This is a genomic window from Roseomonas genomospecies 6, from assembly GCF_008365375.1.
Taxonomy (GTDB): Bacteria; Pseudomonadota; Alphaproteobacteria; order Azospirillales; family Azospirillaceae; genus Azospirillum.
In genome coordinates, this window is sequence record NZ_QOKW01000022.1 from 43,387 (window position 1) to 65,220 (window position 21,834).

Annotated in this window: 26 protein-coding genes and 1 pseudogene; 14 read left to right on the top strand and 13 right to left on the bottom strand. The window is 64.1% G+C overall.

Annotated elements, in window-relative coordinates:
• Nucleotides 1-434 precede the first annotated feature (434 nt).
• The 3 genes from DS843_RS22665 to DS843_RS22675 form a co-directional block, all read right to left on the bottom strand.
• Nucleotides 435-872 (bottom strand): hypothetical protein, encoded by a 438-nt coding sequence (locus tag DS843_RS22665; RefSeq protein ID WP_149471103.1) that lies wholly within the window; start codon nucleotides 870-872, stop codon nucleotides 435-437.
• 61 nt (nucleotides 873-933) lie between these two features.
• A complete protein-coding gene (locus tag DS843_RS22670; protein WP_149471104.1) occupies nucleotides 934-1,170 on the bottom strand; it encodes a hypothetical protein in 237 nt (78 codons plus the stop codon).
• The gene (locus DS843_RS22675; protein ID WP_149471105.1) at nucleotides 1,170-1,595 is read right to left on the bottom strand and encodes a hypothetical protein; all 426 of its coding nucleotides are present in this window, start codon (nucleotides 1,593-1,595) and stop codon (nucleotides 1,170-1,172) included. The genes DS843_RS22670 and DS843_RS22675 overlap by 1 nt, the downstream gene beginning before the upstream one ends.
• 538 nt (nucleotides 1,596-2,133) lie before the next feature.
• On the opposite strand from DS843_RS22675, the gene DS843_RS22680 reads away from it, so the two are divergent.
• From DS843_RS22680 to DS843_RS22690, 3 genes are all read left to right on the top strand, one after another.
• A complete protein-coding gene (locus DS843_RS22680) occupies nucleotides 2,134-2,772 on the top strand; it encodes a hypothetical protein (RefSeq protein WP_149471106.1) in 639 nt (212 codons plus the stop codon).
• Entirely contained in the window at nucleotides 2,769-3,020 is a 252-nt protein-coding gene (locus DS843_RS22685) for a helix-turn-helix domain-containing protein (RefSeq protein WP_149471107.1), read from the top strand. The genes DS843_RS22680 and DS843_RS22685 overlap by 4 nt, the downstream gene beginning before the upstream one ends.
• Before the next feature lie 105 nt (nucleotides 3,021-3,125).
• Entirely contained in the window at nucleotides 3,126-3,311 is a 186-nt protein-coding gene (locus DS843_RS22690) for a hypothetical protein (protein WP_149471108.1), read from the top strand.
• Nucleotides 3,312-3,356: 45 nt separating this feature from the next.
• On the opposite strand, the gene DS843_RS22695 is transcribed toward DS843_RS22690, so the two are convergent.
• The 3 genes from DS843_RS22695 to DS843_RS22705 form a co-directional block, all read right to left on the bottom strand.
• Nucleotides 3,357-3,773, bottom strand: coding sequence for a DUF5615 family PIN-like protein (locus DS843_RS22695; RefSeq protein ID WP_286192266.1), 417 nt, complete (start codon nucleotides 3,771-3,773; stop codon nucleotides 3,357-3,359).
• Nucleotides 3,773-4,009 carry a DUF433 domain-containing protein gene (locus DS843_RS22700; RefSeq protein WP_149471109.1) on the bottom strand — a complete coding sequence of 79 codons (237 nt, stop codon included), beginning with the start codon at nucleotides 4,007-4,009 and terminating at the stop codon, nucleotides 3,773-3,775. The genes DS843_RS22695 and DS843_RS22700 overlap by 1 nt, the downstream gene beginning before the upstream one ends.
• A 132-nt stretch (nucleotides 4,010-4,141) precedes the next feature.
• A complete protein-coding gene (locus tag DS843_RS22705; RefSeq protein ID WP_149471110.1) occupies nucleotides 4,142-4,804 on the bottom strand; it encodes a hypothetical protein in 663 nt (220 codons plus the stop codon).
• A gap of 181 nt (nucleotides 4,805-4,985) precedes the next feature.
• On the opposite strand from DS843_RS22705, the gene DS843_RS22710 reads away from it, so the two are divergent.
• The gene (locus DS843_RS22710) at nucleotides 4,986-5,237 is read left to right on the top strand and encodes a hypothetical protein (RefSeq protein WP_149471111.1); all 252 of its coding nucleotides are present in this window, start codon (nucleotides 4,986-4,988) and stop codon (nucleotides 5,235-5,237) included.
• 122 nt (nucleotides 5,238-5,359) lie between these two features.
• Here DS843_RS22710 and DS843_RS22715 read toward each other — a convergent pair whose 3' ends face one another.
• Together DS843_RS22715 and DS843_RS22720 are read right to left on the bottom strand one after the other, a co-directional pair.
• Nucleotides 5,360-6,541 (bottom strand): hypothetical protein, encoded by a 1,182-nt coding sequence (locus DS843_RS22715; protein WP_149471112.1) that lies wholly within the window; start codon nucleotides 6,539-6,541, stop codon nucleotides 5,360-5,362.
• A gap of 177 nt (nucleotides 6,542-6,718) precedes the next feature.
• Nucleotides 6,719-7,669: a ribonuclease H family protein gene (locus DS843_RS22720; RefSeq protein WP_149471113.1), complete on the bottom strand. Its 951-nt coding sequence runs from the start codon at nucleotides 7,667-7,669 to the stop codon at nucleotides 6,719-6,721.
• Between the two features lie 160 nt (nucleotides 7,670-7,829).
• On the opposite strand from DS843_RS22720, the gene parM reads away from it, so the two are divergent.
• A complete protein-coding gene (parM, locus tag DS843_RS22725) occupies nucleotides 7,830-8,879 on the top strand; it encodes a ParM/StbA family protein (protein ID WP_149471114.1) in 1,050 nt (349 codons plus the stop codon).
• An 11-nt stretch (nucleotides 8,880-8,890) separates the two neighbouring features.
• Nucleotides 8,891-9,331: a hypothetical protein gene (locus DS843_RS22730; RefSeq protein ID WP_149471115.1), complete on the top strand. Its 441-nt coding sequence runs from the start codon at nucleotides 8,891-8,893 to the stop codon at nucleotides 9,329-9,331.
• A gap of 84 nt (nucleotides 9,332-9,415) precedes the next feature.
• Here the strand turns inward: DS843_RS22730 and DS843_RS22735 are convergent, their stop codons facing one another.
• From DS843_RS22735 to DS843_RS22750, 4 genes and pseudogenes are all read right to left on the bottom strand, one after another.
• Entirely contained in the window at nucleotides 9,416-9,721 is a 306-nt protein-coding gene (locus DS843_RS22735; protein ID WP_149471116.1) for a hypothetical protein, read from the bottom strand.
• Nucleotides 9,694-10,248, bottom strand: coding sequence for a hypothetical protein (locus DS843_RS22740; RefSeq protein WP_149471117.1), 555 nt, complete (start codon nucleotides 10,246-10,248; stop codon nucleotides 9,694-9,696). The genes DS843_RS22735 and DS843_RS22740 overlap by 28 nt, the downstream gene beginning before the upstream one ends.
• 217 nt (nucleotides 10,249-10,465) lie before the next feature.
• Nucleotides 10,466-10,933: pseudogene (locus DS843_RS22745) on the bottom strand (metal-dependent hydrolase); the annotation flags it as partial.
• 15 nt (nucleotides 10,934-10,948) lie between these two features.
• Nucleotides 10,949-12,349, bottom strand: coding sequence for a hypothetical protein (locus DS843_RS22750; RefSeq protein ID WP_149471119.1), 1,401 nt, complete (start codon nucleotides 12,347-12,349; stop codon nucleotides 10,949-10,951).
• Between the two features lie 203 nt (nucleotides 12,350-12,552).
• Between DS843_RS22750 and DS843_RS22755 the strand changes: the two genes are divergently transcribed.
• The 3 genes from DS843_RS22755 to DS843_RS22765 are packed head-to-tail and all read left to right on the top strand — an operon-like array spanning nucleotide 12,553 to nucleotide 16,382.
• Nucleotides 12,553-13,059, top strand: a complete 507-nt coding sequence (locus DS843_RS22755) for a hypothetical protein (protein WP_149471120.1) — start codon at nucleotides 12,553-12,555, stop codon at nucleotides 13,057-13,059.
• Between the two features lie 30 nt (nucleotides 13,060-13,089).
• Nucleotides 13,090-13,824: a P-loop NTPase family protein gene (locus tag DS843_RS22760; protein WP_149471121.1), complete on the top strand. Its 735-nt coding sequence runs from the start codon at nucleotides 13,090-13,092 to the stop codon at nucleotides 13,822-13,824.
• Nucleotides 13,821-16,382: a type IV secretory system conjugative DNA transfer family protein gene (locus DS843_RS22765; protein ID WP_149471122.1), complete on the top strand. Its 2,562-nt coding sequence runs from the start codon at nucleotides 13,821-13,823 to the stop codon at nucleotides 16,380-16,382. Before DS843_RS22760 ends, DS843_RS22765 begins: the two co-directional genes overlap by 4 nt.
• An 84-nt stretch (nucleotides 16,383-16,466) precedes the next feature.
• On the opposite strand, the gene DS843_RS22770 is transcribed toward DS843_RS22765, so the two are convergent.
• A complete protein-coding gene (locus DS843_RS22770) occupies nucleotides 16,467-17,177 on the bottom strand; it encodes an HNH endonuclease (protein ID WP_149471123.1) in 711 nt (236 codons plus the stop codon).
• Between the two features lie 145 nt (nucleotides 17,178-17,322).
• Here DS843_RS22770 and DS843_RS22775 point away from each other — a divergent pair, with 145 nt between their 5' ends.
• From DS843_RS22775 to DS843_RS22795, 5 genes are all read left to right on the top strand, one after another.
• The gene (locus DS843_RS22775) at nucleotides 17,323-18,045 is read left to right on the top strand and encodes a hypothetical protein (protein WP_149471124.1); all 723 of its coding nucleotides are present in this window, start codon (nucleotides 17,323-17,325) and stop codon (nucleotides 18,043-18,045) included.
• Between the two features lie 21 nt (nucleotides 18,046-18,066).
• Complete coding sequence (locus tag DS843_RS22780) at nucleotides 18,067-19,335, top strand: P-loop NTPase family protein (protein ID WP_149471125.1); 1,269 nt, start codon at nucleotides 18,067-18,069, stop codon at nucleotides 19,333-19,335.
• A gap of 149 nt (nucleotides 19,336-19,484) precedes the next feature.
• Complete coding sequence (locus tag DS843_RS22785; RefSeq protein WP_149471126.1) at nucleotides 19,485-20,606, top strand: AAA family ATPase; 1,122 nt, start codon at nucleotides 19,485-19,487, stop codon at nucleotides 20,604-20,606.
• 11 nt (nucleotides 20,607-20,617) lie between these two features.
• Nucleotides 20,618-21,034, top strand: coding sequence for a hypothetical protein (locus DS843_RS22790; protein WP_149471127.1), 417 nt, complete (start codon nucleotides 20,618-20,620; stop codon nucleotides 21,032-21,034).
• Nucleotides 21,035-21,156: 122 nt separating this feature from the next.
• On the top strand, nucleotides 21,157-21,822 hold the full coding sequence (locus tag DS843_RS22795) for an SH3 domain-containing protein (protein WP_167525422.1): 666 nt from the start codon (nucleotides 21,157-21,159) through the stop codon (nucleotides 21,820-21,822).
• Nucleotides 21,823-21,834 lie beyond the last annotated feature (12 nt).

Sequence of the window (21,834 nt, forward strand, 5' to 3'; positions counted from 1 at the left end):
CGGTGGAGGAGGGGGCGCCGGGTGGCCGCAGGCCTTTCCCAGCCGCGACGGCAGCGCTGCATTGACGTCTGGTCTTTGTCCCCGGCCAAATTAGGCAAGGACCTCTTGCCAAATTGGATCGCCCCTCTCATCGGCTCTGAGAGCGCCATTGTGGCCTCCGGCGGCGGCGAGAGCGGGTGGGTCCCGCCTCGCTCACGATTTTTGCACTCCATCCGCAATAGCCATCCACGCGGCAGGGCCGCGTGGATGGCTATCACTCCCGTCGCGGCAGAAAATCGCTCACTCGCCCCCTACCCGGCAGAGGCCTGGATCGAGTTCCTGGTGCGGGTGCGCGGATCGCGCCCCCTTTTGCTTGGGCCGCCTCGGCGTCCCGGACGCCCTTATTCCTCATCCTGCGTGGTCGGCACTTTCCAGTGCATGTTGACCCAATGTGATCAGCGGATCAGCGCCCGGTGGCGGTCGCGCCTTCCGAGGGCCATGGTGCGCAGGCCGGTCAGGTTCGTGCGGTTGTCGATCCAGTCCTTGGCGGAGGTCAGGTAGGTTCCCATGGCCTCGCGGACAGCCTGATCCGTCACCTGACGCAGCATGTCCTGACGGATCTGTTCGGCCCAGCGCTTTTGCGCGGTAGAGCCGGTCAACTTCGCCAACCCGGCCTGCCGCGCCTCGGCGCGAGCGGTCTTCACCGCCGCGTCGTGCTTCGAGTTCATCGCCGGAGACGTTCGGGGCTTCGGTGACGGCTTTGCCGCGCGGAAGCCGGCCAGCATTTCGTCGGCTTCGGTCTTGGTCGTCGGCTCAAACCCGAGCACGTCGATGCAGTATTCCATCTCGGCGACGGTCAGGCAGGGCTTCGGTGGCATCACAATGACGGTCATGGCAATTCCTCGGACACAATGGGTTGGTCAGAAAGTCTGGAGATGGTCGCGGACGCCGTTCTCATGGACCTAACTGGCGTTCTGTCAGACGCCTCTGGATGTCGCCGCAGAGGTAGTTGAACGCCGCGCCTCTCGGCGCGGCGACGCCGTAAAACCACTTGTTGACGGTGCTCTCCGCGGCGCGAAGTTCCGCGGCCAGAACGGCGATTTTCCTTTCGTTGCTGGTGTTCGGGGCGAGGGCCTCCCCGAGATCGACGAGGAGGCCCTGCAGCTTGGTCTTGTTGTCTGCTTGCGACATCACGCGGCCAGCTTCGTGGGCTGCGGGGTGTAGCAGCCGAGGTTCTCGGCGTAGCGTCGCACGGCCTCGGCCTTCTGCGCAGGCGTTAGGAGCAGATCGGACAATCCCGGCTGCCGCGGGTGGGCCTCAACCCTCTCGATGTCCAAGAGATACCAGGCCGACGAGCCGCGCTCGATGGTGACCTTTGTCGCTCCCTGCTTATAAGAGTATGCGTTGGCCGCGGGGCCCGCATCGCGCCGGACAAACCGAGCGCCCTTGCGCTCCGCTTTCGGAAGCAGATCGGCCAGCTCCTCCTCGGCCTTTTCGGCAACCCGGACCAGTCGTTCGACACTGAAAGTATTGACCTGGGCGCGTCCCTGGCCGGCCTTCAGCGCGGCTTCGAGAGCGTCGGCGTTTTCGGCGGTGATCTTGATGCGCTTGGTCATAATGAGGTTTCCTCTCATTAAATCTGGGGTGGATTGCTTTGATTCTTTGGCGGAGCGCCTTCCGCCCAACTTGTCGCGCTTTCTGTTTATATAAATACGGTCCAAGTTGGAGTGATCAAGAGGAAAATGAAGAAAAACACTATTTTTTATTTATCGCTTAACTGTGAGCATTGTTAAAGGATAGCTATTGCCGATGCCGAGAAGGGAGGACGGCAATCTGTCCTCCCTTCTCACCTCATGCGGTATGTATCTGGCCTTGGATTTGGACGTGGCGCCATGTTCGGCCGGCAGCCCAGATCGCCCACAAGCTGGCATCAGCCAGCCCGTCTGCGCGCCAAGATCACGCCCGTCGGCGTCCTCTTGCGGTGGCCACCGGCCCCGCCTTGGCTTTGGGACGAATATCGTCTGGCTGCGACCGCCGTGGGCCCAACGGCACGAGCGCGAAAAATATCTTTTCAGACGATGATGGGCTTGACGTTTATCTTCTAGGGAGATATATTGATCTCAGAAACGCAAACCCGAACCGATTGAGGGCCTTATGACCGACTACACCGCCATCGTTTTCGACAGCTTGCTCCTGGAGCGGACCCCCGCCGACACGTCTCTGGCCTGCCGCTCGCACGAGGCGGCGCTGCTGATGATCGACGAGCACGGCCAGGTGTCGATCTCGACCCGCACGTACGACGGCGACGCCGGCACGCCGGCGGCCGAGTGGCACCGGCGGACCCTGACCTATCACCTTGCCGACGCCCAGGGCGGCGCCCGTGCGCTCGACATCGCCCGCCTCAAGACGGACCTGGCCGACGGCGGCCGTCTGGCGATCCTGATCGACCGCATTCGGGCCGGCCACTCGGTCGAATGGGACGGCAGCAACCACGTCGGTCGTCTGACGGAGGACGCACAGGACGCCGAGAGCGAACTGCGCGATCTGATCAACGATGACGCCTACGCCTCGACCGTCGAGGTGTGGGATGCTGGGATTTGGCTGATCGGCAACAACTCGGACCAGGAGGTCCTGCGCGAACTGGGGCTGACCACCAGCGCCACCGACGAGGACATCGCCGCCTCGGTGGCGTCCCTGAAGAACGAGATCAAGCTGCAGGGCATCGTAGTCGCCGGCGACCTGGAGGGCGTGATCCGCGAGGTCATCGCGCGCGTCAGGGAGGATGAGGTGTGACGACGCTTCGCGAGCTGCGGCGGCGCGCCGGCCTAAACCAGGCCGGTCTCGCCCATTTCGCTTCCGAACGCGGAACCGCCGGCCAACCATGGATCAGCGACATCGAGCGCGGCAGCAAGGCCACCAGCCGGCCGACTGTGGCGATCTACGCCTTGCTGTCCCTGCTGACGCCGGAGCAAATCGAGCAGGCGAAGGCGATCATCGCCAAAGTTGAAGACGGTCTGCCGGCCAACCACGAGAGCGATTGAACAACAAGGCCCCGAAACGCTTGGCGTTTCGGGGCCTTGTCTGACCGCGGGCGAGCGCGCGACATCGCCAGTGCCGTGTGGCGACGGGATTGGTAAGATCGCTTGATGTTCGCCGTATCCGACACTGAAATCCGCGCAATCCATGAGGCTTTCGACCACGGCGGCGAGTTGGCTGCTGTGGTGGAGTTGCGTCGCCTTTTTCGCGGCATCCAGGACAACACTGAGGCCCAGCGCGTGGTCAGAACGATCCTGACTTGGCGGCGTCCCGCACCGCCGTCGGACGCCGCATGAGCCAACAAGCACAACCCAGCCCGGCCGAGTTGTCACGCCATTCCGTCACCGTCCTGGCTTAGGTGGCTCATAAACATAGTCCGGATCGTGGTCGTCCTTCGTCCAGTCGCGCATTCGGACCGACCCATCTTCCAAAACCTCGACGAGCTTGTTTACCAAATCGTCCAACGGCTCGATGAAATCGAGCGCTGCGGTGAAATGCTTCTCCTGGTCTTCACGTTCGCCCTGCGGGATCACGATGATCAGCCCGTTATGGATCTCCTGCTTTGCGTATTCTTTCAAAAAATCCTTCCGGTTGTTTGTCACGAATACGTAGTCGTTGCCCAGGATAAAGGGCATCAGGTCCCAATCAGCTTCGCGCGCACGCCCCATGAACGACACGTGCGTCGCGTCCACGCCGCGGGCCTTCGCCACCGCCACCAGGCGCGGCGTCAGGCACGCGTCGATCAGGATCTGGTCCATCAGCGCCGCCAATCCGGACCGAGCGTCGTATTCGCCCAAGCGACCACCGCCGTGATGCCGTCGATTGGCAGATACGGATAGTCCTCGAAGATTTCCCGATCGCTGCGTCCCGCGCGAAGGTAAGCCACGATGGTCATGGCCGGAATCCGCGTGCCGCTGATCGTCGGCTCCCCGCTCATGATGCGAGGGTCGTTGACCACGCGGCTGGGCTCAGTCGTTTCGTGACGCGCCAGCATGTCAGTTTCCCTTCGTGTCGATGGTAGGTGATAGATGTGCTCACGGCCAGGAAACGCCAACCGATGTGAGACTGACGCCCGTTCGGCCGCAAACCTTTTCCAGCGCTTTCAGCGCGCGATGCGGAACAAGCGTCACGCCACCTCCAGACCAGGAAGCTCCGAGGCCGGAGCGTCGATCAGCCGTGCCGCATCGATCTCGGTCCACTTGTCAGACTCGCGATACCGCAGGACGGACTTTTCGAATTGCTCCTCGGCGTCGGGACCGAAGCGGTAGTTCCACAAGGATTGACCGGTGATCCGATCATAGGTCGTGGGCCGCCGCGAAATTGGCTTGTCCTTCTTGTGGCTGATTTCAAATCGGAAAGCCGTTCCGATTCGGGTTTCGACCAGCTCGAACACACGATAGCCGGGCGAGACTTCTGGGGCGTCCGAGAAGGCCACGCGCTGCAGCGTCCGCATGACGATGAGGTCCGCGGATTTGGCCCACAGATTTTCGTCGCCATACGACACCGGGAACCAGTAGGTTTCGCTGTGCTTCCGCCTAAACGCGTCCATCGGCGTTTTCCCTTTCCAGCGCGCCGGCCATGACGTACGTGGCGTCGTTTCGAGCAGTTCGACGATGGCGATCAGCTGCGGGCTGGGCTGTTCTCCGGCACCAATTTCGCGTGCCCGGCGGCGGCTGAGGACGCCAGCGTGATCGAGAGCAGCCTGCCACGACGAGCCGAACAGCCTCTCCAGGCGATCCGTCATGTCAATGACTGATTTCGGAGTTTTCTTGGCAAGATCGTTTGTCATGGCGGCGCCTCCCTGGTTCGATCCTTAACACGAAATATAGGCGGTGAGCGCCTAGGCATCAAGCGCCTACATGTTTGACGAACCGAATTATTGTTCTTTGTCGCCTTTCAAAGGGCGATGGGAAAACGATTCCGCCGATGTCCCTGGCTCCTGCCCGTCTGGATCGGCTATCATCAGCGCCATGTTCGCCGTCGATGAGATCACCGCCTCCGCCGTCCAGACCGCCTTCCACGAGCGAGGGGAATGGGCGGCCGTGGTCGAGCTGCGCCGCCATTTCGCCATTCAGGACAACGAGGTGGCCCTGCGTGTCGTGCGGGTCATCGCCGGGTGGCGCGCGGCCGCTCGCAAGGACCATGCTGGGAATGCCGACGGCGCTGCCGACACCGTGGCGCCCTCGACCGCCGAGGCGGGACAGGGGACACAAATAACTTGATCCAGGCCTCTACCGCCGCGGCCCGACCGCTGAGAGAGACGGCGCAGGGAGTGATAGGGTTGGTGGCGGCCGACAGCCGCCACCAACCCTATTGCGGACGAGTACGCGATCGAGGCGCGTCGCTACGCGGCCACAATGGGCGCCACGGTGTTGGTGGATGATTCTACGGCTTGCCAGATTGTGCTGAAATCGCGTTCATCGAGAACGCCCTTCGCTTGCTCGAACTCACCCAACGCCTGCGCGCAGCGCCCGATGTCCTCCCATTTCAGGCGGCCATCAGCCACGCGCTCGGTCAGCCAGGCCATGTAGGGCGCGGGATTGTCGCGGCGCTGATCGTGCTTTGCGAACGCGCTCGCGTAGCCGTCCTGGACCAGCGCCTCGAAGTGGGTCCACACGACGCGCTCGGCGAGCCGGCGATGGTCGAGATAGCGGCCGATCTCCCGCCAGTCGGCCCGAATGCTCGGCTCGGGCTTCAGCGCGCGGGCGACCGCGTCGCGGCAGCCGCCGACGTTGCGCTCCAGCAGCGGGTCCTGCTCGGCCAGCAGGGCAGCGGTGGCCAGTACAGCGCCCTGGTCGAGATCAGAGGCGCTCTTGAGGCTTTCGAAAATCGCTTTGCGATTATCGAGGTAGAGCGAGAGATCAGCGCTGCCGCGCAGGTCCGCGATGCGACCAGCCACCGATATACGCAGCTGCTCCTTCTCTTCCGGGGAAAAGGACGTGATGGCGTCGGCCAGTCTTTCGGCCAACACGTCCTTGCCGTTGCGCGGCGCTTTGCCGTTTGCGATGGCGAGCGCGTGGGTCATTTTGGTTGCCAATGCCAGTTCGGCGGCGTGGAACTGGTCGAGGCCGGCGCGGTTGCCGGCGACGACATGCTCGCGTGCGATGACCGTGGCGGGGTCGAGGCGTAGGTCCCAGGCATGCCGGTCTTTGCGGTAGTCCCGGAGGGTCTTGGCGTAAGAGGCGATGCTGTCGCCGTTGGCCTCGACGAGCGTCTTGATCGCCTCGCGGTCCTTGCCGGTCAGGGTGGCCACCGCGTCGCTGGAGGCCAGCTTGCCGAGCGCGTCGCGCGCGTCGGCGTCGAACAGGTCCAGCCGATGGCTGACCGCCATGCGCCGCAGTGTTTCCGGCCGGCCCTGGATCGGCAGAGCCAGCTGCCCCATGTAATGACGCCTCACCAGTCGATCCTTTGAGGCCATCTTGAAGGCCTCGATGCGCAGCGCGCCGCGCTCCTTAGCGGAAACACGCGCCATCAGGCCTTCCGGCGTGGTGATGTCGTTTTTCGGGGCGGCAATGCTGATCTTCATGGAGGCAATCCCAAAAAATAATGCGGCGGTCGTGTCCTGGCCGACGTGTTTTGCTTGGCCTGACTTGTCGTGGAGTGTCTCACGCGTGGGTTGGGAACCGGGCGCACTGGCCCGTGACCGTCCCGGCTGTCGGGAGGGCCAAGCGCTCATATGCGCGCGGGATTTCGGCTTCGGTTGTCAGAAGGGGATGGCGGGTTCCGCGTCGGCGCCGGCGGCGATCACCTCGTCCATGCCGGCGCGTCCGGCGGCGATCTCGCGGCACAGTTCGCCGGCGCGCTCGCCTGCGTGATGGCGCACCCAGAGCCACGTCGCCAGCTCGGCCACGCGGCGCTCGTCGAGCGCCTGCCAGGTGCCCGGCTGCAGGATGGCGTGCATCGTGATCGACACTCTGTCGGTCACGCCGTAGGCGCCGAACGCGTGCAGCAGCTCAGGGGCCTCAGCCGCCACGGTCTCACGCAGCCGCTTGTCGTCCCGGTCCAGCAACCGCCAGATCACCGGGTGGCGCAGTTCGATCCCGGCGAGCGCGCTGGTTTCGGTGAGATGTCCTAGGCGCTGCGCCGCGGCCAGGCGCAGATCGTCCTCCAGGTCGGGCATGTTCCTGACGGCGCGACGAACAACTGTGCCGAGAGCATCCACATCGGCGGTGCGGTCGAGCGCAGCGGCCAGCCGTCCGAGGACCAGTTTTTCGACATCGTGACGACCCAGTCCAATCCGCTCCGCGTGCCGGGCCTGCTCGTAGGCCACCAGATGCGGCTCTTCCCAGTGTGCCCCGGCCATGCTGGCGTCAGCCGTGTAGCGGCGCGCCAGCACCGTGAGATATTCCGCGACCCGGCCGGCGTGAACCTCGGGATCGGTCAGCAGGTCCTCGGCGGAAATTCCAGAAAATCGAATTTCGGTCTCGCGGTCGTGCAGAGATAGCCGTTGGACAACAAGGGTACGGAGTTGGCTGTCCGGCTCGGCGCCGGTCATGCGAGAAGCCAGGCTGTGAAGATCCGTGCGGCGCCAGCCGATCTGGTCCTCGGGCATCTCCTTGATCTGACGCAGCGCGCCGCCGGTGTTGCTGACCGTCGTCTGGAGGTCGTTCCAGCTCAGGGGCTGGCGGCGCTGCAGGGATTGGCTGAGATGCATGACGAGGCTCCAGACGGTGCTGAAGTGAGCCTATGACGGCCAAGCCCCGTGCGACGGCCCGCGGGGCGTGACCGTCCCGGGCACTCCGCGTGCGACGCCTCGGAAACCGTGCGCATCTGATCCGCACGGTATTCAAACAGCAAAATAAGGTGTCGCAACCATGAGCAAGCAGACCGCCAAGAAGGACGTTGTCGCCGAGGCCGCCGGGGCGAGCCTGGTGGACAAACCGATCCTCGCCGTCGTCGATGACGGCTACGCCCAGCTCAAGGCGCTCGCCGACGGCCGCAGCGTCGTTCTCCCCACCCGCTTCCGCGCCGGTCCGTCCGGCGACGTGGCCATGGACGGCCCCGGCGCTGACGTCTACGAGGTGGACGGCGAGGTGTTCGAAGCCGCTGGTGCGGTCGGCAGGTCCGAGTCCACGGACACCGACAATTTCCATTACTCCACGCTGAACCTCGTGGCCGTGCACCACGCCCTGCACCGGCTGGGTCTGGCCGGACGCACGGTCGATCTGGTCGTCGGCCTGCCGGTCAAGGAATTCTTCCGTGGCGACGGCAGCCGCAATGAAGAGAACATCGCGCGCAAGATCGCCAATCTCTCCAAGCCGGTGGAAGCGTTCTGCGGCCTCGACAAGATCGAGCCGGTCACCATCTCCCGCGTCCGTGTCGTCGCTCAGGCGGTCTCGACGTGGGTGGACTGGGCCTACGACGACGCCGGCGCGCTCCGCGTGGCGAAGGACACGAACATCGGCGTCGTGGACATCGGCGGGCGGACGACCGACGTGACCGTGGTCCTGGGTGGCCGCACAATCGATGGCCGGGCCTCGGGCAGCGTCAATCTCGGGGCGCTGGACATGTACGCCCGCATCGAACGCGACATCGTGTCGGCCTATCCGCGGCTGGCCTCGTCCATGAACCTGGCCAAGGCCGAGGCCGCCGCGCGCACCGGCAGCATCACCGCGTACGGCAAGCCCATCGACGTGTCGGAGATCGTCGCGGCAGCCAAGGACGAGATCGAGAAGCGCATCCGCCGGCACCTGGAGAAGGTGCTGAAGGACCGCGCGGCCGATCTCGACTGCATCCTGCTGGTCGGCGGCAGCGTCAATCTGTTCCCCGGGCTGGGCGATCTCTGGCCGAACGTAGAGACGCTGCCCAACGCCGAGATGAGCAATGCCAATGGCATGCTCAAGTGGGGCCGGGCGAAGGGCTGAGGGAGGCGAGCATGCCACGCAAGAAAATAGAGCGTGCAAAGCCGGTGCGGGTGACGGTCTATCTGTCACCCGTCCAGCCCCTAGAGGCGGCGATCCATCGCCGCTTTGAGGAGGAGAACGCCGTGCGGTCCGGTCGTGGCCAGGAATGGCTGCGCGGTCTCCTGATGCGCGCCTTCCAGCAGGAGGGAGGTGCGCCGGTCGAACCCGATCACGGGCCTGTCGCGCAGGTGGACACCACCGCTGGAGGGGAAAACGAAGAGGCGGTGACCGTTGCTGTTCCGAAGGCCATCGAGGTGTCGGTTGCCGCGGTGCTGGCGAAAACCGTCGAACAGCCGGCGCCCGTCGTCCCGCAGCCCCCGGCAGGGTCATCAGGGTCATCGCTCTTCCCGAGCCAGGAGGAGATCGCCGCCGAGGCTGGAGGAGGTTTGGCCGATTTTGATCTGATGGGCTGATCCGCCGGATCATCGACACACAAAGGGGGCCGGAACTCACGTTCCGGCCCCCTTTGTGTTGCATGGCGTGGTCGAAAAATCCGGTTACCCGGCGGCAGCCTGCAGCAGAACCCGACGCGACCATTCCGAAAAACTCGGGCGCTTTGGTTCCTCGGTGCCCGCCTCCCGCGCCGCGCCGCAGGCTGCATCAAATTCGCGGTCAATCGCCGCCTCGACGAATTCCCGGTCGGCCTTGGTCATTTTGACGGTTTGGCCGAGCAGGGCGGCGTCGCCCTTGGGAGGACGCCCCATGCGCTTCGGCGCCTCGGTCTTCGGCGGTGGCGGCGTGAAGTCGCGACGGGTCACGCCGTCAAGCCGGACCTTTAGGAACGAAGTAACTTCGGCACCCACGAGCCTTCCTCCTCTTTGAGTTCCTTCTCAAGCTCCTTGGCCTCTCGGTAATTTTTCAGCAGATCCTTGGTGTCGGCCTGCAGGGCAACCACGTTCGCCAGCTTGCCGGCGGCAATCCCGGCCACCGGGCCGGCGACCATGCCGACGGCGACGCCGACACCCGTGGCGATGATGTGGTTCTTGGCTATGTCGAGCGCGTTCGCCTCATTCATGAAGGAATGGGCCTGCCCCTCCGGGCTCTTCCAGTAGGCCTTTTCCTCAGCGTGCTGGCGGTCTCGCGCGATGGCCTGCTGGTCCTCCTGCCAACGGCGATTGCCCTCGTCGATCTGCTGCTGGACGCGCTGATCGCTCTCGACCTTGTCGGTCCAGAGCTTGGCGTCCTCGAAGGCTTTGTCGTCGAAGCGCTTCTTGTCGTCGAGCGCGCGGTCCTGCTCCAGGCGTTGCTGCGCAAAACGGTCCATCGCCAGAGCCATATACGGGTCCGGGCCGGAAAAGTAATCTTGCAGCATCTCGTGTTCGGTCGCCATGGCAGGTCCTCCTTCACCCGAGCATCATAACCGCCTCATTGGAAAGCGCGAAACGTGCTGTTCAGATATATGCGCACAGGTCTCAATCGATTGTCTCAGATAATATTCGAGATTCTCGTTGACTCCCAGCGGATGGCAAGCATAATGGGCAAGCCAATTAAGAGAGAAGCCTTTACAGCCCGCGGGAAACCGCGGGCTATTTTTTTATTCTATATTTTTATACCATGCTGAGCACAGCGGCTATCGAGGCGGCCGATAGACCGAAAAACGCCAAATGGTCCTCGGCCGAGCCGGTGCGGAACCAGCGCAGCGAGAAACGGGCCGGCTGCGGCCAGGCGAGCTGGATGCCCTGCGGCGTCATGGCGTCCCCCAGAAGGTGCGAGGCGTAGCCGATACCAACTCCGGCGGACACCGCGATAGCCAACTCTCCGGACAACCATATCCACGGCAGCAGGATTACGGTGGCGAGTGCCAGGGCGGAGTGGGTGAGTGTGCGATGGCCGACCAGCAGCTTGATTACCAGGGCCAGCGGCACGCAGACGCGGCCGAGTTTTGATTCGGGCTCGTCGATGTCCGGCAGCAGCGATCCCACGGCAGCGGCAGCACCCGCCACCGGCAACCAATCCACCGGCATTGCGCCGGCGTAAACCGCGCCCGTCACGCAAGCGAGGCTGAACGCGATGTGCGTGCGTGCGTCCCATCATTTGTCGTTGTCTCCAAACAGGGAGTCCAGGATGTCGTCCTTGGGCTGGGAGCCCCATTTCGGTCCGAACGGATCCTGGGGGTTGGCGGTGGCTTTAGCCGGCGCGGCGAACGCGTCGAACGCCGGGCGGGCGAACGGATCGACCCGTGACGCCGAGACATCGCGCGAAGCGTCGTTTGTCCTTTGCGGCTGCGCTTGTGGAGGCTTCGGATCGACCATGACCGGCGCGATGCGCTCCCCGTGAGGGTTTTTCTTTTTCCATTCCGCGGCAATCCGGCCCAGGTCGTTATGCAGAGCTTGTTTGGCGCGCTCGCCGATCACCTGTGCCATGGTCGGCAGGTCGCGCCAGTTGCCGACGACGACCATCGGGCCGTCGCCGTCCGCCGGGTCGAGCACGAGGACCTTGTGGCCCGGAAAGGCGGGTTTGTCGGGCTGCGCGACCCGCGCGCGGTAGGCGCGATGGAACGCGACGTCGAAGGTCGGCATCCGAGGGAAGAACGCGCTCTGCTTCGACTCCTGGTTCCAGATGTCGATCATCGCGCGGAGCTGGCCCGTGTGGATCAGCATCCCCTCACGGTCGCCGGCAGCCTTGGCCTCCTCCAGGCGGAGTGCAGCGGCCTCGATCGACAGTTGGAGGTCAGTGCGGCAGCTCATTTCGATGATCTCTACGGCCGCTGACGGCATCTCGGAGTACCAGCGGCGCTGCCGGATGGCCTGCATCACGTCGTCGTCGGCCACGTTGCGCGTCTTGAGCTTCTTGCCGTCCAAGATCGGCAGCGCCCGGACTTCCTCGATGGCCGGCGCTCCCATCTCGAAGTCGAGCGCGGCCGTAGTCAGCGGCAGCTTGCCGATGTCCTCGATCTGGCGCTGCCGGTAGATCGTGACGCCGACATCGTGGGCGCCGACACCGACGACCAGATCGCGCAGCGGCCGCCGCGCCTCGACCGGAATGACCGCCTCGAAAATCTCCTGATCGACCTTCGCCAGCTTGTTCCATTGCTCGACCAGACGGGCCAGTTTCGCCTCGGCGACGCCGGCGGCTTTGGGACGGTCGCGGTCGAGCGCGCGGTACATCTGTGCGGCGTGGCGCTCGACGGCCATATACAGGGAATGCCGCTGGGCGAGCCTCTTGAGGCCGCTCTGCGCCTCAGGCGGAACGACCTTGACGAGGATCTTGGTATCCCTGATCGCCTCATCCATGGCGTGCCAGCGGAGTTTTGCCAGCTTGCCGGTCACCGCTTTCCGGTCGGTCTTGGGCGCCCGATAGAGCCGCGTCAACCGAGCCCAGCGAGGAGCGCGCCCGTCGATCATCAGATTTTCCGGAAAACCGGGAAACGGCTTCGCCAGCCGGGTGGTCGGCGCTTTTGGTGCGGTCTTCCGTCGTGTTGCGGTCTTCATGGGAGCGGCCTCGGCGCAAAAACTCTTGGCTGGATCATGCCAGTCCTCAGTTGCGCGCAGTGGCACAGCGGCCGGGACCGTCCCGGATGGATTTTTTGACAGGCAACGTCGGTCAGCGTCAGTTTTTGTACGACGAGATAATACGGGTTACACGTTCCTGTGCGAATATGTTGTGACGGGAATGTATTTTTTGGGGAACTGCGATGGCCAAGACTGACAAAAACGCAATGGACAAGACCTCGGCGGCGGCCAAAACGACGTGGGACGATCTTTTGGTTGATCCTTCGAGCACGCCCTGCGAGGGGGATCGTGCGTTCGCCCCAGCGACGGCCGCGTTGAAAGAGCTGGCGGCCAAAGTGGTGAGCCCGGCCGAGCAGGCTGTGACGGATACGCCCGCCCCCAAGAAGGCCGCCTCCGCCAGGAAAGCGCCGAAGCAGGCCGAAATGGCGTCAGTGCCTCCCGATGAACGGCCCAAGGGCCGCCCCAAGATGGCGGCGGCCGACAAAAAGGACGTGCTGCTTCAATCGCGCGTGAAGGCCTCCTTTATCGACCTCGTCGAGCAGGTCACCGCACGCGAGGTCGAGCGGCGTGCGCAAATGCTCAATGTGGACCGCGAGGCCATCGTCCTGAAACCGTCGCAGCTCGTCCGTGAAATCATCGAGACCGAGGTCAAACGCAGGGCACGGGAATATGGGTTGCTCGCGGCCTGAGGGAACACTCAAGCCAAGGGGGCAAAAGTTATGAAGACCGTGTTTGTCAGTCAAAGGAAGGGCGGTGCCGGGAAAGGGGTCACCTGTCACGCCATCGCGTTCGGCCTGTCGCGCGCGCTGCGCCCGGATGGTCAGCCGAACCTGATCGTCCTGTACCACACGGACGTGGCCAGCGACGATGAGGAGCGCCTCATCAAACAAGAAAAGCGCCCGTACATCGCAGTGCGCGGGAAGGATATGCTGTCTCGCGTTCTCGCAAAGGCGCAGGCAGAGAACCGCCTCGACAACCTGATCCTGATCGTCGATGGCGGGGCGAACCGGTCCGAGTTCGACGTCGAGTTGGGCGCTCGTGCGGACCTGGTCGTCATCCCGGTGATGCCGACGGACGACAGCTACCTGCGCGCCCGGCTGACTCTGGACACCGTCGCGCCGGTCGTGCGTGAGGGCGTGCCGGTCAGGTTCCTGCTGAACGCCTGGCCGACGGACGAAAAGCGCCGGCTGAAGGTCGAGTCCGAGCCGGGGTTCTTGGATTTCTACGAGGCCGCCGAGATCCTCACCATGGCGACCCGCCTGCCGAACCGTGAGATGCTCCGCGAGATCGCCAACTACAGCGTGCCCTTCCGCGAGAAGCTCGCCTACGGCACCATCGTCCGTCCGACAACGGCGCTCGCAAAGGAAGCCGCGGACCTGCTCGGTCTGGAGCTGACCTGGCCTGAGCCGACCCGCACCGCGCGCCATCTCCAGGCGGCCGGAGACGACGAATGAGGCACTCCGGCCTGTTCGCGATTCTCCTTCATTATGGCCTGCCGCTGCTGGCATTTTTCATGCTGCCGGGCCTGATGAAGGAGTACATCGCTCCCCCGCTGTGGATGGATGCCATCACCTGGTGGGGCCTCATCGACCTCTGCAATCCGTTCTTCTTCTGGTGCATCTCAATCTTTCTTGTCCAAGCGCGCCTGATGCAGCGCTGGATGCTGCAGGTGCTGTGCCTTGCCCAGGCCTGGTATCTGTATTCGACCCTGGACGACATCTCCACGATGGGCGGCTATTCCACCATCGCCTTGCTGATCGGCTGGCACCCGGGCAGCTGGGTTTTCGCGGTTGGCACCATTTTCCTGGTCATCATGGTGGCGGTGACCGCTGGTCTCAACATCTTTGGTCATCGTCTTTGGGTCGATCTCGGGATGCGCCTGCGCGCCAAGTGGCAGGGACAGCAGGTCAACGTGGTGCGCGCCAAGAACGACGACACCCACGGCTCGGCGGATTGGGCGACCTTCGAGGAGGTGCTGGAGCCGGGGCCCATCGTGGATCCGAACGGACCGTTCGTGGTCGGTGTCGCCGCGGCCACCGAAGAGGAGGTTCCCACCGGGAAACTGATCCGCGTGAACCCCGTCGGCAACGGCGCGATCACCCTCATGGCCGGCGCCGGCGGCGGTAAAACGTCGGGTGTGGTGGTGCCGAACTGCTTGCTCTGGCCGTACAGCCTGTTCTGCTACGACCCCAAGGGTGAGATCCGCGCACAGGTCGCCAAGCACCGCTCGGAGCGGCTGGGACAGAAGGTCTTCTGGCTTGATCCCAAGGCCGGCGAGAACACGCATGGCTTCGATGTGCTGTCGTGGCTTGACCCGTCGCGCGAGGACATCATCGGTGCGGCCGACGTCATCGTGGCGTCGCTCTTCGTGAACCCGCCAGACGCCTCGGGCGATGGTTCGTTCTGGGTTGGCAAGTCCCGCGACATCACCAAGGCGGCGATCCTCTGGGTCTTTCATCAGTGGCATGAGGATGGACGCAAAGGCCCCCGGCCGACGCTGGACACGGTGGTGAACTGGTTGTCCCGTCCCGACGAGGAGATGGTGAAGGACATCCAAAACGTTCATTCGATTGCCGGCCTTGCCATTCAGCAGGCTTTCCAGACCGGCGACCGTCCGAACTTCATTCTGGACGCCCTGTTTAAGCTGCTCGGTGACTTTGCGAAGATGGATGCTGAGGTTTTTAGCAAAACGCGGGCTTCCTATAGCAACGGCGTCTCCTGGCTGGCCGATCCCAGCTTGAACCGGCTGGTGGTGTCCAATTCCTTCAGCGTTGGTGATCTGCTCGACCAGAAAACTTCGGTTTTTCTGAACTTCCTGCCGGAAGATGCGGCTCGTGCGCCGGCCTGCATCCGGGTCATCGTCGCCAGCTTCATCGGGTATCAGCTGCGTGTCGGTGAGCTGAATCCCGTGCTCTACATGCTGGACGAGATCGTTCAGCTCGGCAACCTGGAACTGGTGCACGACCAGGCGCTGCAGTATGGCCGGTCGGCTGGCATCGTGCTCTGCGCGGTGTTCCAGTCCAAGCCGGGTGCCGAGAAGGCGGCCGGCAAGGAAATCCTGGATAAGTGGTGCACCAACTCCATCGCCCGTGTTTTCTTCCGGGCGCAGAGCCCCATCGACGCCAAGTTTGTCAGCGAGCTGGCCGACAAGACGACGGTGCTGACCAAGTCCACAAACACCGGCGAGAACAACAGCGACGCCCTCCATGCGCCGATGAACGCCCGCGGCGGTGAATCGACCGGTATCTCGACGCAAACCACCGGCCGTGATCTCATCATGCCCGGCGAGGTGATGCGCCTCCCGGCTTGGCAGTCTCTGGTGTTCATCAGCGGGAAGAACCCGCTGCGTTGCGGTCGTGCGGACTACTACAAGCGCTCAGAATTCCGTTCGATTGCGGCGCCCAACCCGTTTCGCCCGGAAAACAAAGGCCTGAAGCCGAAGATGCCCGACGCCAGCCTTCGGGTGACGGTCGGCGCGCTGTGGGCGCAGCGCAAGGCTCAGCTGGAGCGTGAGCGTCTGGCGGCTCCTGCGGAACCGGTGGTCGCCGCCAACGACATTGACCGTCTTATCGCGGTGATGGGTGGTGAGGCGGGCGTCGCCGGTGAGGCCTTCGACGAAGTGGAGGATTTCAGCTTCGCCCAGATGGAGGAGGAGGTCAGGTCCTACGCGCTCGATGAGGACATGCCCGAGCCGGTGGTTCGGCGGTCCGAGCCGATCGAGGACAACCCGCTCGCCGGTCTCGACGACGCTGATCTGGAGGCCGTGCTGCAGTTGGACCCCGGCATGGCCGACACCGACCTCTACGCCGGCTTGGAGGACGGCGAGATCGGCGGCGTGTCCATCCAGCCGCCGGCAAACGACGAGGACCTCGATCTTGACTTCGCGGCCCTGGAGCGTTCGGTGCTCATCCACGCCATCGGTCGTCGTCGCGCCGAGGCGCTGCCGGTGATGTTCGAGGAGGTCTTCGAACATGTCGGCTACCGGCCGGAGGAAGAGGATGCCGCGGCGTGAGGAAAATCACACCGCGATTAACGAAACGGGGAGGCAAGAGCCTCCCCGTTTCGTTTTGCGTGTTGTCGTGCGACGGCAGTGACATTAGCGGCCTTGTTTCGAATATCTTTTGTCAGCCTTCAACCGTTCCCGCAGTGCCTCCGGCGAAAGCGGCGGACTTTGCCGATGCAGCATCGCGTGGCAGTTCGGGCAAACGGGAACCAAATCGGTGATCGGGTTGACGACGTAGCTCTCTCTGATTTGCCAGAGCGGCGTCCTGTGGTGGACCTCTATGTAGTCTTTTCCAGGCTCGCCATAACGATCCTCCATTTTCAGATCGCAGACCGCGCACTTTGCCCCGTGATGCTCGATGCATCTCTTTCTGGCAGAAATATCGCGCTCGTACCTGTTTACGGTTATCCTCGTTGCTGCGCCCTCGACGAATTCCTCACCCTCAATCGTTCCGTCAAGGCTGACGGATGGCGCGATAAACCGTGGCGGGTGGAAATCCCTCAGGCATTCAGTGCAGCACGAGGTGAATGAGCCATCGGCCTGGCCCGCTTTGAGCGCCCAGAGCTGTAATGATCTGACGTCCGTAGAGCCGATTTTTATGTAGTCGTTCTGCGTGAATCCGCCGGGCTTAGCATTATGCGCCGTGTACTTATTCATGTGCCGACATTGGCTGCGGTGCAGGACCATGTATTTGAGATCGGCTCCGGTCTTCCTGCGGTGAGTGTTCAGCAGGTACCCGTCCGGATTCTCCCGGATCCATGCCGCGAGTTCAACGTCGCTCCTGTCGAACACGATGTATCCCACGCTCTCCTCCCTCTACCGACGTCGCACGGACCGTAACAAGGCAATCGAGCAAAGCAACTGGGTGGGGGGAAGCGCGGGACGAACCGCATCAGCTGCATCGGTGCGCAGATGACCTCAGAGATATTTCCATTCTGAGGAACCGTACATGGACCCCAAGATGAACATGCGCGAGCCGGAGCGGAAGCGCGAGATGCGCCCGCAGGCTCCCAATACGACCCAGGCCGAGGGTGAGCGTTCCGGCTCGGGTATGGCGAAGAAGATCGGTGGCCTGGTCGCCACCATCGCCCTGGTCGCCGGCATCGGCTACGGCGCGATGCAGTCCATGGCGCCGGCCACCAGCGCCGCTCCATCGCCGGTGCCGGGCCTGACCACGACCGTCGGTGATGGCCCTATGTGGACCGCCGCCATCGCGCAGAGCGACAACCAGCTCTCCGATAAAGACTGGCAGACGCGCAAAGACGAATATGCCAGCAAGAAGGCCCAGGTGCTGTCGAAGCTCGACGTGATACCGGTCAGCGTCGCGCTGCCCTACATCGATCAGACCGTGCAGGAGCCGGCCAAGCGCGAAGAGATGAAGAAGGCCGTCCTGGACGGCAAGGTCCAGATGAAGGCATTGGGCTTTTGGGACGACGTGGTGGTAGACGGCGATGTGATCCAGGTTTCCGCCAACGGCATGGCCGTGCAGGTCGCCTTGGTCAATCGTGTCCAGTACGTCATGATTCCGGTCGGCGGCGGCCAGACGGTGGTCACGGTGACCGGCGTGATCGACGGCGGCGGCGGCGTCACCCAGGGCATCATGACCCCGGGCGGTGTCATGCCGGCGCCCTACCTTGAAGAGGGCCAGTCCCTCACCTTCGCGGTCCAGTAAGTCGGGGCGGGGAGACGCAAAATGAACATGAAGGCAATCATCATCGGCGTTGCCATCTCGGTCGCGGTCGCCGTCATGGCCCCGAAATTGGCGAGCATGTGGTGGCTGTTCGCCATCGTGGCCGCCGGTGCCTGGCTCTATATGCTTGGCATGATCCTCGCCAAGCATGGCGCGCTCCCCGACTCACTCGCCAGCCTCCTGTTGGGCAAGGGCATAAAGGCCAGCCTGACCTCGGGCGTCAAGGCCGAGCAGCGTGAGAAGCGTCGCCAGGAAATGCTGGCGACGGTGACGCGTGCCGCTGTCGAGGCTGGGCTGAACAACCGCTTCGTCGGCCAGCAGGCGCTCAACGAGGCGGTGGCGCGCGCGGTCGAGCGGCACGTCGCGAAGAAGAACCCGGTCGAGCCACTGAGTCTGCTGCTCGCCGGACCGTCCTCGTCCGGCCGCTCCAGCTTTGCAGAGATGATGGCGCAGGCGATGTTTGGGGAAAAGGGCACGGTCAAGCGCATCGACTGCGCCGGCGACAGCTCGGTGGACTGGAACGACATCGCCAAGGCGTATGAGGCCAACCCGCTGACCGTCCTGCTGGTGGACGGCATCGACCGCGTCGGCACCGCGCTCACCAGCGGCTCGTTCGGCACGGAAATGGCACGCCTGCTGGAAGACGGCACCATCCTGGGCGTCAAGGGCAAGGCCAGCCGCGGTTTCGTGGTGCTGACCAGCAGCATCGCCGAGAGCGAGGCCAAGGACCTCCACAAAAAGCACGCCGAGCAGGGCCTGGAGCATCTGCTGGCCGAGATGCGCAAGACAGCGCTCGGCAACGCGCAGATCGGCGTAGACGTGACCGGCCGCGTCACTCTGCCGCTGGTCATCTGCCCGGTCGAGGACATGGGCAAGGCGGCCATCGTGTGGCGTCTGTTCTGCCAGTCGGTGCAGACCGAGCACGGCATCGTCATCAACCAGGAGGGCGGCGAAGGCCTGGACGAGTTCCTGATGCGCGCGATGGAGAAGTGGCAGACGGCCAGCCACGGCATCGGCGTTCGTGAGGCCAGTCGCTGGGTGGCCGAAGTCGCCGGCGAGAGCCTGATCGAGGCCGCGCGCGAGGGCATCACCCACGCCTTCGCGAGCTACGACGTTGACCAAGGACGCATCTTGCTAGAGCGCGACATGGTGGCCGAGGAAGCGGCGCGCGCAGCGGCGCAGGCAGCGCGCGGCCCGAGCCTGGAAGATCACCTGAAGGGTAAGGCGGGCAAGCTAAACAGGAAACTGGGGATCATGAAGGCCGACGCCTGAGAGCGTCGCGCGTCAAACAGAGAGGGGGCCGGCGGTCGAACCGCCGGCCCCCTCTCTGTTTGAATAATTACTTTTTCGGCGCGGCTGATCGGGGCGCTGCGTGCGCATGTGATCCGGGAGAACCTTTTTCCGACGGGAGAGACCCGAACATGGACCTGATGAACAACCCGAACTTCATGTCCCGCCTGCAGTCGAAGATGGAGCAGAAGCAGGCCGAGAAGGACACGCGCAAGTGGGACGCCGCCACCATCGCGGCGAAGATCAAGACCCGCGTCATCGGTCAGGACCACATCGCCGACTACGTCAGCCAGATCATCGCCCGCAAGGCCGCGCGCCGGGTCAAGAAGGGCACCATCATCAACCTGATGATCTCCGGCGTCACCGGCACAGGCAAGAGCGAGACCGCCAAGGCCATCGCGGAGGCCATGTTCGGCTCCGAGGACTACATGCTGCAGATCGACTGCGGCAATCTGGGAACGGGCGAGGCGGCGCTCGCGTCGCTGGTCGGCTCGGCCGCGGTCTACTCCGGCTCCTCGCGCGGCGTCATCGCCGACTACCTGATCAAGATGAAGGGCGAAGGCGTCATCCTGTTCGACGAATTCGAGAAGGCGTGCCCGACTAAGGATGCACCAGTCGCCAAGATGCTGCTGAAGCTGCTCGACGAAGCGAAATTCCAAGACCAATATTCGATGCAATCTCACTCGGCTTCTGGTTGTGTGATTATTTTAACCAGCAACCTTAAGGCGAAGGAACTCTCCGACGCCGCCCAGCAGATCACCGACGGCGAGGAGCTGGAGGTCGTCGCCCGGCGCGTCCTGTCCGACACCATGGCGCCCGAGTTTATGGAGCGCTTGGACGTCATCACGACGACCCGAGGGCTCACAACCCAAGATCGTGCGCGCATCGTCATGCTCCACTTCCAGAAGTTGGCCAAGAGCCACGAGTGCGAGGTCGTGGACGTGGGCGACGGCTTCTTCGATCTGCTGGTCGAGGGCGCCGAGCGCTTCGGCCAGACGTCCACCCGAGGGGTCATCCGCTGGCTCGGTAAGGTCTGTGACGATGCCTTCATCGAGTGTGTGAATGATCGCAAGATCAAGCGCGTGGTCGCCGACTTCGTGGATGGCCAGCTGATCCTCACCCCGGCCGGCGCCGCCGGTGTCTCGGCGGCAGCCCCCACCCCGGTCCGTCAGGCCGAAGCGCCGCGTGCCTCCACGCCTCGTTCCGGGTACACGCCGCCGGCGGCGGACCGGGACGACAAGAGCTTCTTCTGAGGGGGATGAACATGCGCGCCATGCTGGTCACCGGGATCGACCTCTGGGAACACGAGCGGTCATTCAAGATGGCGTTCTGGACGGCGCTCTTTGCCACCGGAGCGACGGTGTTTCTCCTCGCCACCGGCGGCCCAGGGGGCGGAGGTGGTGGCGGTGGCTCGGCGTCGCCGCCTCCGCAGAACGTCTTCGCCACGCAGCAGCCGATGCCGCAGGCCGCACCACAGGCGCCGCAGATGCCGGCCTACCAGCCGGTCCTGAGCGGTCCTGGTGCGCCGATGCCGAGTGGCCCGGTGTCGGTAACGCCGGTCGCCCCGTCGCCGTCCACAGTGATTCGTGGCGCGGCGCCGTCGGCGCAGCCCGCACAGCCGCAGCCGGTGGCGCCGCGCCAGGCTCCACCAACTACGGTGAAGCCGTTGGAAGGGTTCTGAGGGTCGGATAAAAATAGAACCGTCGGTGGAGTTCTGGGGTCGGGGAAATACCCGGCCCCATTTTTTTTGCGTGCGCATCTGACCCCCAGAGAAAAATTTCACCTCTGGGGAATCCCATGCACATGATCCGCAATGTCCTTCTCGCCGCCACCGCCGTCCTGACGCTGGCCGCCTGCGAAACCAGCAACACCTACCTGGTCCAGGGTGCCGCCGATCAGGCTCAGGCGGGTCGTGCCGCCACCGCCCGAACCGTGCCGCACATCGCCACCGCCGCGGTCAATGTTCGCGCTGAGCCGAGCGCCAACGCCAAGATCGTCGGCCATCTCAACGACGGCGACCGCGTCCACAGCTTCGGCGCCAGTTCGGACGGCAAGTGGCTGGCCATCGGTGATCCGGTCACCGGCTCCATCACCGGCTACGTGTCGTCCACACTGGTGCGACAGGAAGGCCAGGCGCAGACCCCGCGAGCCGTGCAGAAGGCGCAGTCTGCCTCCAAGTCCCAGTCCTCGGCACCGTCCCGGTCCAGCGGCAAGAGCAGCACCTCCAAGCCGGACGTGGTGCGTGGCGGCGAGGGCAAGGGCTTCGACGCCGGTTCGGTCGTGCGCGAGACGACCGGCGCGCCGAAGGACTTCGACGAGACCTCGGTCGTGCGTGACAGCTCGAAGCAGCAGGGCTTTGACGCCAGCCGCATCGTGCGCGACAGCACCTCGTCCGCTCCGGCCTCGCGCGATCCCGGCAGCTTCGACCGCAGCGCCTCCGGCGCCGGTGAAGTGATGATCCGGCAGTGATCGCGGCCGTGC

Bases quoted from the DNA above. Each gene is read 5' to 3' on its own strand.
- DS843_RS22665 (WP_149471103.1), bottom strand. From the start codon at position 872: ATGACCGTCATTGTGATGCCACCGAAGCCCTGCCTGACCGTCGCCGAG.
- DS843_RS22670 (WP_149471104.1), bottom strand. From the start codon at position 1,170: ATGTCGCAAGCAGACAACAAGACCAAGCTGCAGGGCCTCCTCGTCGAT.
- DS843_RS22675 (WP_149471105.1), bottom strand. From the start codon at position 1,595: ATGACCAAGCGCATCAAGATCACCGCCGAAAACGCCGACGCTCTCGAA.
- DS843_RS22680 (WP_149471106.1), top strand. From the start codon at position 2,134: ATGACCGACTACACCGCCATCGTTTTCGACAGCTTGCTCCTGGAGCGG.
- DS843_RS22690 (WP_149471108.1), top strand. From the start codon at position 3,126: ATGTTCGCCGTATCCGACACTGAAATCCGCGCAATCCATGAGGCTTTC.
- DS843_RS22695 (WP_286192266.1), bottom strand. From the start codon at position 3,773: ATGGACCAGATCCTGATCGACGCGTGCCTGACGCCGCGCCTGGTGGCG.
- DS843_RS22700 (WP_149471109.1), bottom strand. From the start codon at position 4,009: ATGCTGGCGCGTCACGAAACGACTGAGCCCAGCCGCGTGGTCAACGAC.
- DS843_RS22705 (WP_149471110.1), bottom strand. From the start codon at position 4,804: ATGACAAACGATCTTGCCAAGAAAACTCCGAAATCAGTCATTGACATG.
- DS843_RS22710 (WP_149471111.1), top strand. From the start codon at position 4,986: ATGTTCGCCGTCGATGAGATCACCGCCTCCGCCGTCCAGACCGCCTTC.
- DS843_RS22715 (WP_149471112.1), bottom strand. From the start codon at position 6,541: ATGAAGATCAGCATTGCCGCCCCGAAAAACGACATCACCACGCCGGAA.
- DS843_RS22720 (WP_149471113.1), bottom strand. From the start codon at position 7,669: ATGCATCTCAGCCAATCCCTGCAGCGCCGCCAGCCCCTGAGCTGGAAC.
- parM (WP_149471114.1), top strand. From the start codon at position 7,830: ATGAGCAAGCAGACCGCCAAGAAGGACGTTGTCGCCGAGGCCGCCGGG.
- DS843_RS22730 (WP_149471115.1), top strand. From the start codon at position 8,891: ATGCCACGCAAGAAAATAGAGCGTGCAAAGCCGGTGCGGGTGACGGTC.
- DS843_RS22740 (WP_149471117.1), bottom strand. From the start codon at position 10,248: ATGGCGACCGAACACGAGATGCTGCAAGATTACTTTTCCGGCCCGGAC.
- DS843_RS22750 (WP_149471119.1), bottom strand. From the start codon at position 12,349: ATGAAGACCGCAACACGACGGAAGACCGCACCAAAAGCGCCGACCACC.
- DS843_RS22755 (WP_149471120.1), top strand. From the start codon at position 12,553: ATGGCCAAGACTGACAAAAACGCAATGGACAAGACCTCGGCGGCGGCC.
- DS843_RS22760 (WP_149471121.1), top strand. From the start codon at position 13,090: ATGAAGACCGTGTTTGTCAGTCAAAGGAAGGGCGGTGCCGGGAAAGGG.
- DS843_RS22765 (WP_149471122.1), top strand. From the start codon at position 13,821: ATGAGGCACTCCGGCCTGTTCGCGATTCTCCTTCATTATGGCCTGCCG.
- DS843_RS22775 (WP_149471124.1), top strand. From the start codon at position 17,323: ATGGACCCCAAGATGAACATGCGCGAGCCGGAGCGGAAGCGCGAGATG.
- DS843_RS22780 (WP_149471125.1), top strand. From the start codon at position 18,067: ATGAACATGAAGGCAATCATCATCGGCGTTGCCATCTCGGTCGCGGTC.
- DS843_RS22785 (WP_149471126.1), top strand. From the start codon at position 19,485: ATGGACCTGATGAACAACCCGAACTTCATGTCCCGCCTGCAGTCGAAG.
- DS843_RS22790 (WP_149471127.1), top strand. From the start codon at position 20,618: ATGCGCGCCATGCTGGTCACCGGGATCGACCTCTGGGAACACGAGCGG.
- DS843_RS22795 (WP_167525422.1), top strand. From the start codon at position 21,157: ATGATCCGCAATGTCCTTCTCGCCGCCACCGCCGTCCTGACGCTGGCC.